The sequence below is a fragment of the Leyella stercorea genome (assembly GCF_019052365.1).
Classification (GTDB): domain Bacteria; phylum Bacteroidota; class Bacteroidia; order Bacteroidales; family Bacteroidaceae; genus Prevotella.
In genome coordinates, this window is record NZ_JAHQUY010000061.1 from 1 (window position 1) to 17,516 (window position 17,516).

Below are 17,516 nucleotides of genomic sequence, written 5' to 3' on the forward strand. Positions count from 1 at the left end.
ACGACAAGCCCATTGGCAGAATTAAGTATGCACTAAATTAATTCCGCCAACAGGTTAACTTTGTATTCTTAAGTACGCAGAGCGACGAAAGTCCTCTGCGTTTTTAACGTATTTATGAACCAAGTAATAATGATGTATTATGACTTTTTTCAAGAACCAGTATCTATTGGCTGCAACACTTGTAGCTCCGCTCTTGTCTTTCGCCACTGAAGCAAGCGCCCAGACAGCAAAGCGTTTCGTGGTAAAGGGCGTGGTAGTCGACGCTACGACGAAGGAAGGCGAGCAGTACGCCACCATGAAAATCACATCGCAAACCGATTCTACATCCACCGCCGCACTTGCTGTATCGGAGGCTGATGGCTCTTTCAACATGACTCTGAAGAAGGCGGGCAGCTATCGCCTCTACGTGAACGCAATGGGCAAGCAGCCCATCGTGCGCAACTTCGTCGTGTCTGACAGCAAGCCCGTAGCCGCGCTCGACACATTATATATAAAGGAGGCTTCGCACGTGCTGGGCGCCGTGGAGATCGTGGCGCAGAAGCCGCTCGTGAAAGCCGACATCGACAAGATTACGTACGACATAGAGGAAGACCCCGACTCGAAGACCAACAACATACTGGAGATGCTGCGCAAGGTGCCGATGGTGACGGTAGACGGCGACGGCAATATCAAGGTGAACGGTAACTCGGGCTTCAAGGTGTACGTCAACGGACGACCCAACAGTATGATGTCGAACAACCCGAAGGAGGTGCTGAAGAGTATGCCTGCGTCATCGATAAAGAAGGTAGAGGTGATAACAAACCCCGGTCCAAAGTATGACGCGGAGGGTGTGGGCGGCATCCTAAACATCGTGACTGTAGGCAAGGGCATCGAAGGCTACACCGTGACTACTAACGGCGGAGTGTCGAATGCCGATGTTGATGCAGGCATGTATGCTACGGTGAAGCAGGGTAAGCTCACCGTCAGCGGAACCTACTCGTACAACTACTACGACGGACGCAACTCGCATGGCGACTACAGCAGTCTGTTCACGGGCGACCCGTCTACGCCCTCTGCGTCCAACCGATACGCTACGAGCGACAGCCGTTCGTATAACCACTCGCACTCGGGCAACTTCGAAGCGAGCTACGATGTGGACACGCTGCGACTCGTCACAGCCTCGTTCGGCATCTGGACTAATCGATCACATTCGCACAGCCTGGCAAGAAGAAACGCTACGTCGCCGCTGTCGGGCGCAACGCTCTATTCGTATAGCGACGGCGGACGCGGTGTCTCAGACAACACCTACCTATACGGCAACATCGACTATCAGCGACTCTTCAGACAGAAGGGTCGTATGCTTACGTTCTCCTACAAGATAAGCGGAGGCACAAATGGCGGCGACAACTATTCGTCTTACGATGTGGCAGAAGCTACCGACGAGTGGCTGCCGTTCGTGAAGCGCCTGTCTGACGAGCATACCGAAAGCAACGGACGAAGCATGGAGCACACGTTGCAGGTAGACTATACTACGCCTATCGGCAAGGCGCACAACGTGGAGGTCGGTGCAAAATACATATTGCGTGACAACCGTTCGGACGACGACCGCTATGTGCGTCCGATTGGAACCGACGGTGAATACACGTTCGACGAACAGTATTCGTCGCACTATCGTCACGAGAACGACATCCTCGCCGCTTACTTGGGCTATGGATTGAAGGCTGGCAATCTGTCTGGACGACTCGGCGCACGCTACGAGCACACGTTCCAGAAGATAAAGTATGAGTTGGGCGAGGGCGAGAACTTCTCTACGGGGTTCGATGATGTGGTGCCGTCGGCAAGTCTCGGTTATCGAATAAACGACGAGAACAATCTGCGATTCGGCTATAATATGCGTATCTACCGCCCCGGCATCTGGTCGCTCAATCCGTATCTCGACCAGACTAACCCCGAGGCGCTACAGCAGGGCAACCCTAATCTGGTGAGCGAGAAGAACCATAACGTGCAGCTGACGTACAGCTACTTTGCTGCTAAGTTCTCCGTGAGCTGCACCATGCGCTACAGCTTCACCAACAACAGCATATCGAGCGTTACGTCGCTCGTGGAGGATAACACTATTGAGAGCGTGAAGAATCCGACGGGCAAGCTCGTTAGCTACACCACGTACCGCAACATCGGACGCACACAGACCGCGTCGGTGTCGAGCTATGTTAATTGGAATATCTTCAAGAACACACGCCTGACCATGAATCTGTGGGGCGACTATTCCGACTACAACGACCGTCAGTCGCTGCACAATTATGGCTATTACGGTTCGGCGTATGTGGGCGTGCAGCAGACGTTGCCTAAGAGTTGGAGAGTGAATGTTGGTTTCTATGGTTGTACGAGCAACCCCAATCTTCAATCGAAGACGGAGGGCATGTACAACTATAACTTGAATGTGCAGAAGTCGTTCCTCAAGGATAGGCTCAACTTCAACTTGTATGCAAGTAATTTCCTTGATGCAAAGCGCCATTATAAATCGACGGTCACAGGCGCGAACTTCATAACGCATAGCGACTCGTCGTATAATCCGTGGCGCGTCGGCATAAACGTGAGCTGGCGCATCGGCGAATTGTCGTCGGGTGTCAAGAAGGTGGCGCGATCTATCTCTAACGACGATGTTAAGAGCGCAGAAGGTGGTGGAAAGTAAGCACTATTCCACCAACTCGCGTCTCTTTGCCTCCTTGAGGCGTTGTTCCACTTCGTCGGGCGACACCGTGCCGGTTATCAAGCTTTTCACCCACACGCTGAGGGCGAAGCAGACAATGGTGATAACCGCACTTACCACCCATTTGAGTAGCTCGTTCTGCAGCGGCACGTTGTTTATCGACACTATGCCTGCCACTACGGGTATGCCAAACAGAATGAGGTCGGCGCCGGAGTGTATCTTGAAATTCTCTTTCGCATGGCGATACTCGTCGTTTTTGTCGAGTATCGTCATGCGATTTTCTTTCCAGTAAGTCTCAAATTCCTTGTCAGTCATGCTATTGTACTTTTGTCATGTGATAGCCAAGGCTGCGCAATTCTACGGCAATGCCCATCAGATACATCTGGTGTAGAGCCGCTACAAAGGTGCGGAACGCCTCCTTTGAGCCAGCCTCAAGGCGCATGCGGCAGAGCTTGTTGTAGGTGCGTGCTGCACATTCGCCCACCACGTTGTTTACCACTTCGTGCTCTTTTGCGTCGAGGCAAAGCACCTTCTCGCAGATGTAATCGTCCATGTGGTCGAAGTCGATGCGGTCGCGTAGGTAGGCGTAGAGGTCGGTCACCTTAGAGTAGGTAGTCCATTCTACATCCCAATACTTTGCGAGCGCCATGCCCACGTACATTATCCAGCCGAACGCCACACGCGGATATTCGCCGTTGAACTCGCGTATGGCGTCGGGCATGTAGCTCTGAGCTATCGGCTGCCACAACTCTTCGAGGTCGGGAGCTTCGGGCAGACGCTCGTCAATCATGTCTACAGAGAGCAGAAACTGATGGAGGTCGTCGCGGAAAAGCAGCTCCTTGTCTTCGTTGTTTGTCATGCTCATGTCAGTTTAAATCTTGTCGAGAGCCTGCTTGATGTCGTCGAGAATGTCTTCTGCGTCCTCAATGCCTACAGAGAGACGGATAAGGTCGGGCGCGATACCAGCCTCGCGCAACTGCTCGTCGGAGAGCTGACGGTGGGTGTGGCTTGCAGGGTGGAGCACGCAGGTGCGGGCGTCAGCCACGTGGGTCACGATGTTAATCATGTCGAGCGAGTCCATGAAGCGGATTGCAGTCTCGCGGTTGCCCTTCAGTCCGAATGCTATTACGCCGCAAGAGCCGTTTGGCAGATACTTCTGTGCGAGTTCGTAATACTCGTCGCCCGGCAGACCGCAGTAGTGTACCCATGCCACGCGCTCGTCAGCCTTTAGGAACTCGGCAACGCGCTGTGCGTTCTCGCAATGCTGCTTCATGCGCAGGTGGAGCGACTGCAAGCCGAGGTTGAGGATGAACGAGTTCATCGGAGCAGGGATAGAACCGAGGTCGCGCATGAGCTGAGCCACGAGCTTTGTGATGTAGCCCATCTTGCCGAAAGCCTTGACGTAGGTGAGTCCGTGGTAGCTCTCATCGGGTGTGCAGAGACCGGGGAACTTCTCGGCATGAGCCATCCAGTCGAAGTTGCCGCTGTCTACAACCACGCCACCAACCTGGCTCGCTGTGCCGTCCATGTACTTGGTAGTGCTGTGTGTGACGATGTCTGCGCCCCACTCAAACGGGCGGCAGTTGATAGGTGTAGCGAATGTGTTGTCGACAATAAGAGGCACACCGTTCTTGTGGGCGATGCGTGCAAACTTCTCGATGTCGAGCACAGCGCAACCAGGGTTGCTGATTGTCTCGCCGAACACTACCTTTGTGTTCGGGCGGAATGCCTTCTGTATCTCCTCCTCAGATGCGTTCGGATTAACGTAAGTGCACTCGATGCCGAGCTTCTTCAGCGTAACGCCGAAGAGATTGTATGTTCCGCCGTAAATCTCGTTGGATGTTACGATATGGTCGCCAGCCTCGCAGATGTTGAATACAGCGTAGAAATTGGCAGCCTGACCAGAACTGGTGAGCACAGCGCCAACACCGCCCTCGAGCTGCGCAATCTTCTTTGCAACAGCGTCGTTGGTCGGGTTCTGCAGGCGTGTGTAGAAATAGCCCTCCTTCTTCAAGTCGAAGAGCATAGCCATCTCCTCTGAGTTGTCATACTTGAATGTCGTACTCTGTATGATAGGTACCTCAATAGGTTCGCCGTTCTTTGGTTCATAACCGCCCTGCACACAAAGTGAAGCGGTGCGAAGTTTCTTTTCCATGTTCTTGTTTGTTGATTATTTTTAATGTATGATTAATATCTTTATATCCTTATATCTTTATGATTTGTATTTCTTTTTACTCTTTTACTTTTTTACCTTTTTATTTTTATCAGACTTTCATAAGGTTGCTCATCACCATGTCGCTCACAAAAAGTCCTTTGCGTGTGAGTCGCAGGTGGTTGTCAGCGAGTTCAAGAAATCCGCCGTCAATATCGTTCTTAGCTGAACGCAGAGCATAGTTGCGATACTCTGGTTTCAGACGCATCAGGTCTACACCTTCGCATGTACGCATGGCAGTTGTGATGATGTCATCGTAGTGGGTGTCGTCGTCAATACGTTCGCTTTCAGACGCCAGATTGCCGCTTCCTATTGCGCTGACGTATTCTTTAATATCGGCTACGTTCCAGCTGCGTGTCAGTAAGTTATACGAATGAGCGGCGGCTCCGAAGCCTAAGTAGGGCGTGTCGTTCCAGTAGCTGCTGTTATGTATGGCGCGATAGCCCGGAAGGCAGAAGTTGCTTATCTCGTAATGCTCGTAATCGTTAGCCGAAAGCGTGTCCATAAGCATGGTATACATAGCCAGGCAAGTGTCGTCGTCGGTCTGTTGCACCTTGTCGTTCTGAAGCATAAGGTAGAGTGGGGTGCCTTCCTCGTACATAAGGCTGTAGGCAGAAATATGATTGGGGCGAAGCTTCAAGGCTGCGTCCAAATCGTTCTGCCAGTCGTTCAATGTCTCGTTGGGGAAACCGAACATAAGGTCGATACTTATGTTGTCTATGCCGGCACGGCGTATTGTTTCGACGGCTTTGGCGGCTTGTGCAGCATTATGGCGACGGCGTATAAAGCGCAGACGTTCGTCGCTGAATGTCTGCACGCCAAGACTGATGCGGTTCACGCCGAGGTTGCGCACAGCGGAAATAAGTTCTGTGGTGACATCATCGGGATTCATCTCTATCGTTATCTCACGGGTTTTGCAAGGGAAAACCGCTTTTATCGTGTTTATGATTCGTGAGAGATCGTCGATGGAGAGTGTGGAGGGCGTGCCGCCGCCGATGTAAACAGTATCAATTGTACATTCATGGTCGGGATAGAGCGCTTTAAGCTCACCGCTACGCATGTGCATCTCCTTCAAAAGTGCGTCCACGTAGCGTGTGCGCCAGTCTTTTGCTGTCGTACTATAAAAGCCGCAATAGATACAGCGGCTTTCGCAAAATGGTATATGAATGTATAATCCTGCTTTCATTCGCTATATAATAAGGTGTATGCTGTCTGACACCTCGTTTAGTGCGTGCAAAATTACTAATAAGTTTAAAATTTTGATTAGTTTTTGTGCATTTCTTTTGGAAATACCGCATAAATGTTTAATTTAGTAAGCGGATAGACACCCGCCCCAAAGTCAATCCGCCTGAATTTATTATTAACCATTTAAAACCTGAAGAATATGAGGGTCTATCAAACAAATGAGATTAAGAACATTGCCCTTTTAGGCAGTGCGGGTAGCGGCAAGACCACCCTTGCCGAGTCTATGATTTATGGTAGTGGTATTATCAAGCGCCGTGGTACGGTGGAAGCAAAGAACACGGTGAGCGACTACTTCCCGGTAGAACATGAGTATGGTTACTCTGTGTTCCCCACAGTGTTCCATGTAGAATGGAACAACAAAAAGCTTAACATTATTGATTGTCCGGGTTCTGATGACTTCATCGGTGGCGCAATCACAGCCCTCAACGTAACCGATCAGGCTGTTATCCTTATTAACGGTCAGTACGGTCCTGAGGTTGGTACACAGAACAACTTCCGTTATACCGAAAAACTTCACAAGCCGGTTATCTTCCTTATCAACCAGTTGGATTCTGATAAGTGCGATTTCGATAATGTCATAGCTAACATGAACGCTATCTACGGCTCTAAGTGTGTTCAGATTCAGTATCCGGTTAGCACAGGCCCTGGCTTCAATGCTATCATCGATGTGCTTCTGATGAAGATGTACACATGGGGACCAGAAGGTGGTATGCCTACTATCGTTGATATCCCTGCAGATGAGATGGATAAGGCAATGGAGCTTCATAAGTCTCTCGTAGAGGCTGCGGCTGAGAACGACGAAACTCTTATGGAGAAGTTCTTCGAAGAGGAGACTCTCTCTGAGGACGAGCTGCGCGAAGGCATCCGCAAGGGACTCGTTACACGTTCTATCTTCCCAGTGTTCTGCGTTTGTGCAGGCAAGGATATGGGCGTTCGCCGTTTGATGGAGTTCTTGGGCAATGTTGTGCCTTTCGTAAGCGAAATGCCGAAGCTTCACAATACACGTGGTGAGGAGATTGTCGCTGATTTAAACGGACCGGAGTCTGTTTATTTCTTCAAGACAGGTTTGGAGCCGCATATCGGTGAGGTAAGCTACTTCAAGGTTATGAGCGGCAAGATCAAGTCGGGTGATGACTTGACAAACGCTGATCGTGGCTCAAAGGAGCGTATCGGTCAGATATTCGCTTGCGCTGGTGCTAACAGAATACCAGTGGACGAGCTCGTTGCCGGCGATATCGGTTGCACAGTTAAGTTGAAAGATGTAAAGACAGGAAACACCCTCAATGGTAAAGATTGCGAATGGCGCTTTGACTTTATCAAATACCCTAACCCTAAGTTCTCACGTGCAATCAAGGCTGTCAACACAGCAGAAACAGAAAAACTTATGTCGGCTTTGCTGCGCATGCATCAGGAAGATCCGACATGGCTCGTTGAGCAGAGCAAGGAGCTGCGCCAGACCATCGTACGCGGTCAGGGCGAGTTCCACCTCCGCACATTGAAGTGGCGTCTCGAGAACAACGAGAAGCTCGCTATCAAGTTTGAGCCGACACGCATACCTTATCGCGAGACTATCACAAAGATGGCGCGCGCTGAGTATCGTCACAAAAAGCAGTCGGGCGGTGCTGGCCAGTTCGGTGAGGTTCATCTCATCGTTGAGCCGTACGCTGAAGGTATGCCCGATCCTACATCTTACAAGATCAATGGACAGGAGTTTAAGATCAATATCAAGGGTCGCGAAGAGATTAACTTGGAATGGGGCGGCAAACTCGTATTCATCAACTCTGTTGTCGGTGGTGCTATTGATGCACGCTTCATGCCTGCTATCCTCAAGGGTATCATGGACCGCATGGAGCACGGACCGCTGACCGGTAGCTATGCACGTGATGTGCGTGTTATCGTTTATGACGGCAAGATGCACCCGGTTGACTCTAACGAACTTTCGTTCATGCTGGCTGCACGCAATGCGTTCTCTGCAGCGTTCAAGGAGGCAGGACCGAAGATTCTGGAGCCTATCTACGACCTCGAGGTTTACGTACCGAGCGACTACATGGGTGATGTGATGTCTGATCTCCAGGGACGCCGCGCTCTCATCATGGGTATGGATAGCGAGGCTGGTTATCAGAAACTTCAGGCTAAGATACCATTGAAGGAACTCAGCAACTACTCTATCTCATTGAGCAGCTTGACAGGCGGCCGCGCTTCGTTCACAACCAAGTTCGCAAGCTACGAGCTTGTACCGAACGATCTGCAGCAGAAACTTATCGAAGAACACGCAGCAGAGGCTGAGGAAGAAGAATAATCGATTATTGTTTTTTATATCAAAGACCGTTCTTGTGCGCTTCTCGCACAAGAACGGTCTTTTGCGTTGTATTAATACATTTTAAAAAAGTATCGATTATTTGCCTTTTTCTCTATTTTACTGTAACTTTGCATGTATGAAAAGATTTTTTTACATACATATATATATAATATTGGCAGGACTGTTTTTCTATACTCCTGCATTCTCTCAAAACAACCTTGTACAATGCGAAGATACTTGCACTCATGTGCATGGCATTGACTTGAGCCATTATCAAGGTGAAGTGTTTTGGGAGGCGGTAGGCAACAACTCAAAAATGGCATATGTGTACCTGAAGGCAACTGAGGGTGGCGACCGTATTGACCATATGTATGAGCAGAATATAGAACTGGCTCATAAGTATGGCTTAAAGGTTGGCTCATATCATTTCTTCAGACCGAAAACAGAACTCTCAAAGCAGCTAAAGAACTTCAAGACACAGTGTCGCCCAAGTCAGCAGGACTTGATTCCGATGATTGATATTGAGGTAAAGCAGGGCATGAGTACGGAAGCTTTCCGCGATTCGGTGGCTAAGTTTCTTGATATGATTGAAGAAACCTATCATCAGAAGCCTCTTATATATACCGGTACCAACTTCTATAACAAAAATCTTGTCGGACTGTTGGATGGTTATAAACTGATGATTGCCCAATATTCTGCCAACGAGCCGATATTGGCTGACGATAAAGACTATATATTGTGGCAGTATACCGGAAAGGGATACATTGATGGCGTAAGAGGATATGTAGACAAGAGCAGGTTTATGGGCAGACACGGTCTTCGTGAACTTAAATATCAAAGGCGTAGATAATCTCAAAGGTATTGTGGCACTCGAATACGTTGACTGTCTAATGCTTGATATTGTACAATCAATAAGATAAAACATTAAAGGATAATTCATTTAAATTAAGAAAATGGCAATAATCAAATGCCCTGAATGTAATCAGGAAATTAGCGACAAAGCTCCGGTATGTCCCTCGTGTGGTGTGCCAATCGCAGGACATGTAGTAACTTGTCCGCAATGTGGATACACGTATTTTAATAATAATACAGAATGTCCGCATTGCCACCATAAATCTGCTGCGGAAAGCGTGGCAGGTGGTGTACAACCGGCGGAAAGTGAAAACGAACAAAAGACATCGCGTTCGAATAACAACAGAACCGTCATTGCTGTTGTTGTATTAATTGTTCTTGTTTTGGGAGGAGTGTTGTATGCTTTCTACAGAAATGCTCAAGGCGACAAGGAAGAAGCTGCTTACGAGTATGCTCTCTCAAGCAACGACTCGCAGGTGCTGCAAAACTATCTTGACACCTATACAGATGCACCTGAAGCACACCGCGACTCTATCTCAGCGCATCTTGAGTACTTCGCACAACTCGACAGAGATTGGACTAACGTTGTGGTGAGCGGTTCGAAAAGCGATTTTGAAAGATACATTGAGCAGCATCCGAATTCTCCGTTCTGTCAGATTGCACAGCACAAGATAGACTCTATTGACTGGTCGAAGGCTGATGCTACAAACACTATTGAGGCAGTTCAGCTTTATTTGGAGCAGCATCCTGATGGTGAGCATTTCGATGAGGCTAACGATAAATTGAAGACTCTTAATGCAAACACCGTAAGTCCTGAGGATAAAATCTTGATCGGTGCGGTGTTTGATGGGGTATTCAAGAGTATGAACAATCGTGATGAGGAAGGATTGATGAATTCTTTCAATCCGCTTATCGGCAAATTCCTCGGCAAGACAAATGCCACACGCAGCGATGTCGCTACTTTCTTGCATAAAATATACAAGAACGATGTGGCTTCAATGACATGGATGTCGCTTGAAGACTATAAAATAACAAAGAAGGAAGTAGGCGACCAGCAGTATGAATATACCGTTGCTTTCTCTGCATTGCAGAAGGTGGAGCATACAGATAACAGCTCAATCGAGACAAGATTCCGCTTCAATGCTAAGGTTAATCCTGATGGCAGAATAACAGAGTTGAACATGACAAAGATATTAGAGTAAAATAAATGAAAAAAAATAGTTGGGTAACGACTATTGTTTCATTTTTTATAGCTAACTTTGTAATATTAAGTAGAAACTTAAATTATTAATAACGTTAACATACATTTATATTATGGGAGACAACAAAGAACTCATAAAGCAGTGTGAGGAGAGAGCACAGCAGTGGCTTACTCCGGCTTTTGACGAGGAAACACGTAAAGAGGTGCAGGCGATGCTTGATGCAGAGGATAAGTCTGCGCTTATCGATGCATTCTATCAGAATCTCGAATTTGGTACTGGTGGTTTACGTGGCATTATGGGTGCTGGTACAAACCGCATGAACAAGTACATCGTTGGTATGGCTACACAGGGCTTTGCTAACTATATATTGAAGGCTTTCCCAGGCGAAGAGAATCTTTCAGTTGTTGTAGGTCACGACTGCCGCAACAATTCGCGCCTCTTTGCTGAGACTGTTGCTGCTATCTTCTCTGCAAACGGCATCAAGGCTTATTTGTTTGAGGGACTCCGTCCTACACCGGAGATTTCTTTTGCTATCCGTGAACTCGGAGCAAAGGCTGGTGTGAACGTTACAGCTTCTCACAACCCGAAAGAATACAACGGCTATAAGGCATACTGGAGCGACGGCGCTCAGGTATTGGCTCCGCACGACAAGGGTATCATCGACGAGGTTAACAAGGTGACTATTGACGACGTAAAGTTCGAAGCTAACTGGGATAAGATTCAGATTATCGGTGGCGAGATGGACTACGACTATATGACAGCTGTTCATTCTGCTATGATTGACCAGGATGTTATCAACCGCCAGAAGGATCTCAATATCGTTTATTCTGCAATGCACGGCACAGGTCGCGTTATCGTTCCTCTCTGCTTGCGCTCTTGGGGTTTCCAGAACATCAATGTTGTTCCTGAGCAGATGGTTGTTGACGGCAACTTCCCGACAGTTGTTTCTCCGAACCCAGAGAACGCAGAGGCTATGACACTGGGTATGAAGCTTGGTACAAAGCTCAATGCCGACTTGGTTGTTGCTACCGACCCTGACGCTGACCGTCTTGCTATTGTTTGCCGCGACGATAAGGGTGAGTGGATGATTATCAATGGTAACCAGACTTGCATGATGTTCTGCTACTACATCATCGAGAACAAAAAGAAGCTTGGCAAGCTGAAGCCGACAGACTTCCTTGTTAAGACTATCGTAACAACAGAGGTTATCGCTGAAATCGCTAAGAAGAACAACGTAGAGCTTCGCGACTGCTACACTGGCTTCAAGTGGATTGCACGTGAGATTGCTATCTCTGAGGGCAAGCAGGACTACATCGGTGGTGGTGAGGAGAGCTTCGGCTTCCTGCCTTACGACAAGGTTCGCGATAAGGACGCTCCAGCTTCAATCTGCCTTATCTGCGAGATCGCTGCTTGGGCTAAGGACCAGGGCAAGACTCTCTACGACCTCTTGATGCAGATTTATCAGGAGTATGGCTTCAGCAAGGAGTTCACAGTGAACGTAGTTCGCCCGGGCAAGACTGGCGCTGACGAAATCAAGCAGATGATGGCTGACTTCCGTGCTAATCCTCCTCAGGAGTTGGGTGGTAGCAAGGTGGTTCTCTGGAAGGACTATCAGGCTCTCACATCTACAAAGGCCGACGGCACTGTAGAGAAGCTCGATATGCCTACAACAAGCAACGTGCTCCAGTGGTTCTGCGACGACAACACTAAGGTTAGCGTTCGCCCATCGGGTACAGAACCTAAGATCAAGTTCTACATCGAGGTTAAGGATCCGTCATTCAAGTGTGCTGGTTGCTACGAGCGTTGCAGCAAGGCCGCAGACGAGAAGATTGAGGCTATCAAGAAGTCTCTTCATCTTGACTAATAGCAATGTTGCTTCTTCTGAAGCAGTTGCTTTGAATATACAATAATGATAAGTCCACTTAAAGATATGGCCTAACCGGACATTCCTTAAGTGGACTTTCTTTTTATCTTTTTCAACTCAAATCTTCATATTATATAATGATGAGAAAGACTCTGGTTTCTATTCTTTGTCTGGTGGCATGTGCGTTTCATAGCATGACGTATGCTACCGACTTCGCCTCAAAGGTGAATACGCTCATAGGTACCGATTACACCGGCAATACATATCCTGGAGCGCAGGTGCCTTTTGGCATGGTGCAGCTCAGTCCTGACAACGGATTGCCAGGATGGGACCGCATTGCAGGCTATTTCTATCCGGACAGCACTATTGCAGGCTTCAGCCACACCCACTTGTTGGGAACGGGCGCCGGCGATTTGTATGACATCTCGTTCCTGCCGGTGACGTTGCCGTATAATGAGGCGGAAGAGCCGTTGGGCATACACTCGCGTTTCACTCACAAGGACGAAACGGCACACGCAGGCTATTATCAGGTGCGCCTTACCGACTACGACATAAATGTAGAGCTTACAGCAACTCCGCGTTGCGGCGTACAGCGCTACACTTTCCCTAATGACGGCAAGGAGCGTATGGTTATACTCGACTTGAACAAGGCTATGAACTGGGATGCTACGGTTGACAGCAAGATAAACGTTGTCGATTCGTTCACAATCGAAGGCTATCGCTATTCGGATGGTTGGGCACGCAATCAGCGCGTTTGGTTCAGAACACGTTTCTCGCAGCCGATCAAGTCTTTAGAGATTGAAAACAAGAAACTGCAGAACAATCCGAATGGGGTAGGCTGTATCGCTCGCTTCAAGTTTGCTACAGAGGGTTTCGACAAGTTGGTTGTTACAACAGCCTTGTCGCCTACGAGTCTTGAAGGCGCGCAGAAGAATCTTCAGGCTGAAGCTAAGACCGACGACTTTGACGCCGTAAGGCGACAGGCTGAAACGCTTTGGAACAAGGAGTTGGGCAGAATAGAGATAGAAGGAGCGTCAAAGTCGCAGGAGACAGTATTCTACACTTCGCTCTATCATGCTATGTCTGCACCTACGTTGCTCTGCGATGTAGACGGCACTTATCTCGGTGCCGACCGCAAGTTGCACAAGGCCGATGGTTGGAACAACTACGAGACATGCTCGTTGTGGGACACCTACCGCGCTGCACATCCGCTTTACGACATCCTCATGCCTGCAAGAGCAGGCGAGATGGTCAATTCGCTCATTGCGTTCAGCAAGGAGAACGGACGCCTGCCGATATGGAACATGTGGTCGTCGGAGACCGATATGATGATTGGTTACCATGCAGCCTCTGTCATTGCTGAGGCTATTCTGAAGGGTGTGCCTAATATTAATAAGGAGGAGGCGCTCGCAGAGTGCGTCAAGACAGCCAATCTTGACGACTATAGAGGCATCGGACTCTACAAGAAGCTGGGCTATGTGCCTTACGATGTGAAGGAACCTACACTCGGCGACGATTGGTCACTTTCGCGTACGCTTGAGTATGCCTACGACGACGCTTGCATTGCTGCGCTTGCCAAGTCGATGAACAAGACCGACGTCTATAAAGAGTTCAGCAAGCGCGCCAAGAACTATCGCAATGTGTATTGCAAGGGTTCTACGTTCATGCAGCCGCGCCATTCCGACGGCAGTTTCCAGCCGGCTTACTCGCCTGATGAATATACAGCGCACATCTGCGAGAGCAACGGCTGGCACTATATGTGGTCGGTGCAGCACGATATAAAAGGACTCGAAAAGCTCGTAGGCAAGAAGCGCTTTGCCGAGAAACTCGACAGTTTCTTCACTTATACGCCTGCTGCAAATGCCGAACTGCCGCTGTTCAGCACCGGTATGATCGGTCAGTATGCGCATGGTAACGAGCCGAGCCATCACGCTGCCTACATCTTCAATAAGATTGGTCAGCCGCACAAGACCCAGAAGTATGTACGCCAGATACTCAGCGAACTCTACAACGATACGCCAGCCGGTCTGTGTGGAAACGAAGACTGCGGGCAGACTTCCGCCTGGTATGTGTTCAGCGCATTGGGCTTCTATCCGTTGAATCCCGTCAGCTGCCAATATGAGGTCGGTTCGCCGCTTTTCCGCAACGCAACGATACACTTGGAGAACGGCAATACGTTCAAGATTGTGACAGAAGGCTATTCGCCCGAGAAGTATCTTGTAAAAGAAGTGCTGCTCAACGGCAAGCGACTTCGCGGAACCGATATTTCGCATAATGACATCATGCAAGGCGGAACATTGACATTTGTGATGCAATAAACCCTATAAATAGTGTAAAAAATCTGAATGAATCAGTTTTTTTACACTATTTTTATTGTCGTATTAAAAGTTTTTGTATCTTTGCAGAAACAAATTATCACTTTTAAAACGAAAGTTTATGACAAAATATCTACTCGTTATATTACTTGCTATTTTCATGATGGGTGCTCCCAGTTTTGCAAAGGCAGATTGTATGCCCGAGATAGAACTCATTGACAACGTGCAAAAGCCAGTTATCTCAATCGAGGACAATGTCGTGCGCATTATAGAGGCTTGTGGCATGACCATGAGTGTCTACAATCTTGCCGGTGGCGCTCCTATTATGTCTGTAAAGATTGATAGTCAGGACAAACGATTTGATTTGAACTTGCCAAAAGGGATTTACATTATTAAGGTTGGTAAGATAGCACGTAAAATTGTTATTAAGTAACAAGTTTTGTCAACATCGAATTTGAATATCAGCAAGTTCTCTTTGTTCTTCTTTCTTATGGTCTTTGTTTTTTGCTCATGCCATAAGAAAGAAGATTTTGTGTGCGTATCCTTAAACGATTTCGATTCGTTGCGTACAGCCGGATACGACGTCTCAGCAGACAATGTGTTTTCTAATATACGCGCGTTGATGGGGTCGGACACGACCAACAGCATAGCCGATATTCATGCCCGCCGACATTATAGGGAGGATATGGATATGTTGTGGATTACGCGCGACGGCGTATCCTCAAACGCCGATACGCTGCTCACGTTCATACAGCGTGTCGATTCTTTCGGCTTTTCGCGCGAGAAGTTCTACTACTCGATGCTGAAGGAAGACCTGCAGCGTGTGCGTGTTCTCGATTTCGACTCTCTTGAATCGTCAAGAAATACAGCCGATAAAGTGTTCGCCCGTTTGGAGTACTACCTTACAAAGGCTTTCCTGCGCTATACCGAAGGACAGCGTTTCGGTTTCATGAATCCTTTCCAAGCTTTTAACCGCCTCGACAAGCGCAACGACGACACCGTTCATGTGTCCTACCGATCGCTGTACGGCTGGAATACCAGTCTGCCTGGCAGCAACTATCTTGCCACGGCTTGCAGCGTGATAAAGGGCGATGGCGAGAAGTTTACCGACTTTCTTGCCAAATCGAAACCTCACAACCCGTTGTACAACAAATACGTAGCCGAACTCAACAAGACTAACGACAAGGCTTATCGCCGACTGCTGCTCTGCAATATGGAGCGTTGCCGTTGGGAGAACGACGGCGATTATCCGCAGTTGCACAAGAAGTATGTGGTTGTTAATGTGCCGGCTTTGCATCTCTATGCCCACGACGGCGACGAACGCCTCGTGATGAAGGTGGCGGTAGGAACGTTTAAGACAAAGACACCGCTGCTCCACAGCAAGGTGAAGCGAATGGATTTCAACCCACAATGGATTATCCCGAAGAGCATCATCAAGACGAGCATTGTGCATCATGTAGGCGACCATGCCTATTTCGACCGTCACAACTACTTCGTGCGTGAGCGCAGCACCGGCAAGATTGTAGAACCCGAGAACGTGACGCGTGAGATGCTCCTCAGCGCCAACTATTCCGTTGTGCAGTGGGGCGGACGCGGCAATGCGCTTGGCAGGTTGATATTCCGATTCGATAACGATTACAGCATATACCTGCATGACACCTCTTCGCCAGGCGTCTTCGCCCGTACGAACCGCATGGTCTCCCATGGCTGCATACGTGTAGAGAAACCATACGATCTGGCTGTCTTCATGCTCAAGGACAAAGATGAGGCGTTGATGGAGAAGATTAAATACTCTATGGCAGCCGATTTCAGCGAACGGCCGAGAGAATACGAAACGACAGACGAACGTCCAAAACGTTCGGAGATGGTACGTAGCCTTAAGGTAGATCCGCTGGTGCCGGTATACATCACTTACTATACACTCTATCCCGACGCCGCCGGCAACCTTGTAAGGCATGAGGATATATACGGTTTCGACGGAATAATATACGAGAATATACAGAAGTTTCTTTAATAAAGGGGTTCAAGGCAAATGGAAAGTGCTGAGAAGAACAAACTGTTTTCAGATATCGTCGTCCGATATAGCGAGAAACTATATTGGACGATACGCCGTATTGTGCTCAACCACGACGACGCCAACGATGTGATGCAGAATGTCTTCGTTAAGGCATGGAACAACCTTGAACAGTTTCAGGAGCGCTCTAATATATATACCTGGCTCTATCGTATAGCTATCAATGAGTCGCTCGATTTTCTGCGTCGTAAGCGCGATTTTGTCGCTTACGATACCGACCTTAGCGATGGGGTGGGCTCGCGCCTCATTGCCGACGAATATTTTGATGGCGACGCCACGCAAGCCCTTCTTCAGGAAGCCATCGCCACGTTGCCCGACGTGCAGCGCATAGTCTTCAACCTTCGCTATTTCGAAGAGATGAAGTATTCCGATATGAGCCATCTTCTGAACACGTCAGAAGGCGCATTGAAGGCCAGCTACCACATCGCCGTTAAGAAGATTCACGATTATATTGTAGGTAAATAGTTGCAGGTTTGTACCGTTCGCGTCCGCCGTCCAATCGGTTCGCGTCCGCCGTCCAATCGGTTTGCGTTCGGAGTCCAATCGGTTTGCGTTCACCATCCAATTGGTTTGCGTTCGGAATCCAATTGATTCGCGTTCGGAGCACGATGATAAAACGTCAACAAATTATTGCATGTTACAGAGGAAACCGATGATGCCATGTATAAATGGTGTCATCAGTTTCTCCGTTTTGTTGTATTGATTGTCTTGGCTCACCCGATATATCTAGGGGAAAGCTTTTTGATTCTATAGAAAATTTATAC

13 protein-coding genes are annotated in these 17,516 nt (G+C 48.5%); 9 read left to right on the forward strand and 4 right to left on the reverse strand.

The features are described from left to right. Positions 1 to 139: 139 nt before the first annotated feature. On the forward strand, positions 140 to 2,671 hold the full coding sequence (locus KTQ90_RS10170) for an outer membrane beta-barrel family protein (RefSeq protein ID WP_217318326.1): 2,532 nt from the start codon (positions 140 to 142) through the stop codon (positions 2,669 to 2,671). Positions 2,672 to 2,674: 3 nt separating this feature from the next. Here the strand turns inward: KTQ90_RS10170 and KTQ90_RS10175 are convergent, their stop codons facing one another. From KTQ90_RS10175 to hemW, 4 genes are all read right to left on the reverse strand, one after another. Next, complete coding sequence (locus tag KTQ90_RS10175; protein ID WP_022158420.1) at positions 2,675 to 3,004, reverse strand: hypothetical protein; 330 nt, start codon at positions 3,002 to 3,004, stop codon at positions 2,675 to 2,677. A 1-nt stretch (position 3,005) separates the two neighbouring features. Next, positions 3,006 to 3,554, reverse strand: coding sequence for a hypothetical protein (locus tag KTQ90_RS10180; RefSeq protein WP_217318327.1), 549 nt, complete (start codon positions 3,552 to 3,554; stop codon positions 3,006 to 3,008). Between the two features lie 6 nt (positions 3,555 to 3,560). Further along, entirely contained in the window at positions 3,561 to 4,844 is a 1,284-nt protein-coding gene (locus KTQ90_RS10185) for an O-acetylhomoserine aminocarboxypropyltransferase/cysteine synthase family protein (protein WP_217318328.1), read from the reverse strand. A gap of 109 nt (positions 4,845 to 4,953) precedes the next feature. Further along, positions 4,954 to 6,087 carry a radical SAM family heme chaperone HemW gene (gene hemW / locus KTQ90_RS10190; protein WP_217318329.1) on the reverse strand — a complete coding sequence of 378 codons (1,134 nt, stop codon included), beginning with the start codon at positions 6,085 to 6,087 and terminating at the stop codon, positions 4,954 to 4,956. Between the two features lie 198 nt (positions 6,088 to 6,285). Between hemW and KTQ90_RS10195 the strand changes: the two genes are divergently transcribed. From KTQ90_RS10195 to KTQ90_RS10230, 8 genes are all read left to right on the forward strand, one after another. Further along, the gene (locus tag KTQ90_RS10195; RefSeq protein ID WP_217318330.1) at positions 6,286 to 8,445 is read left to right on the forward strand and encodes an elongation factor G; all 2,160 of its coding nucleotides are present in this window, start codon (positions 6,286 to 6,288) and stop codon (positions 8,443 to 8,445) included. Between the two features lie 136 nt (positions 8,446 to 8,581). Next, positions 8,582 to 9,295, forward strand: a complete 714-nt coding sequence (locus KTQ90_RS10200; RefSeq protein ID WP_217318331.1) for a glycoside hydrolase family 25 protein — start codon at positions 8,582 to 8,584, stop codon at positions 9,293 to 9,295. A gap of 394 nt (positions 9,296 to 9,689) precedes the next feature. Next, on the forward strand, positions 9,690 to 10,499 hold the full coding sequence (locus KTQ90_RS10205) for an outer membrane protein assembly factor BamD (protein WP_369680869.1): 810 nt from the start codon (positions 9,690 to 9,692) through the stop codon (positions 10,497 to 10,499). A gap of 112 nt (positions 10,500 to 10,611) precedes the next feature. Beyond that, positions 10,612 to 12,363 carry a phospho-sugar mutase gene (locus KTQ90_RS10210; protein ID WP_217318333.1) on the forward strand — a complete coding sequence of 584 codons (1,752 nt, stop codon included), beginning with the start codon at positions 10,612 to 10,614 and terminating at the stop codon, positions 12,361 to 12,363. Positions 12,364 to 12,500: 137 nt separating this feature from the next. Beyond that, positions 12,501 to 14,681, forward strand: a complete 2,181-nt coding sequence (locus KTQ90_RS10215; RefSeq protein ID WP_217318334.1) for a GH92 family glycosyl hydrolase — start codon at positions 12,501 to 12,503, stop codon at positions 14,679 to 14,681. 118 nt (positions 14,682 to 14,799) lie between these two features. After that, positions 14,800 to 15,111 carry a T9SS type A sorting domain-containing protein gene (locus tag KTQ90_RS10220; RefSeq protein ID WP_217318335.1) on the forward strand — a complete coding sequence of 104 codons (312 nt, stop codon included), beginning with the start codon at positions 14,800 to 14,802 and terminating at the stop codon, positions 15,109 to 15,111. A gap of 189 nt (positions 15,112 to 15,300) precedes the next feature. After that, positions 15,301 to 16,692, forward strand: a complete 1,392-nt coding sequence (locus tag KTQ90_RS10225) for a L,D-transpeptidase family protein (protein ID WP_217318336.1) — start codon at positions 15,301 to 15,303, stop codon at positions 16,690 to 16,692. 18 nt (positions 16,693 to 16,710) lie between these two features. Then, entirely contained in the window at positions 16,711 to 17,217 is a 507-nt protein-coding gene (locus tag KTQ90_RS10230) for an RNA polymerase sigma factor (protein ID WP_217318337.1), read from the forward strand. The last annotated feature ends 299 nt before the right edge of the window (positions 17,218 to 17,516 follow it).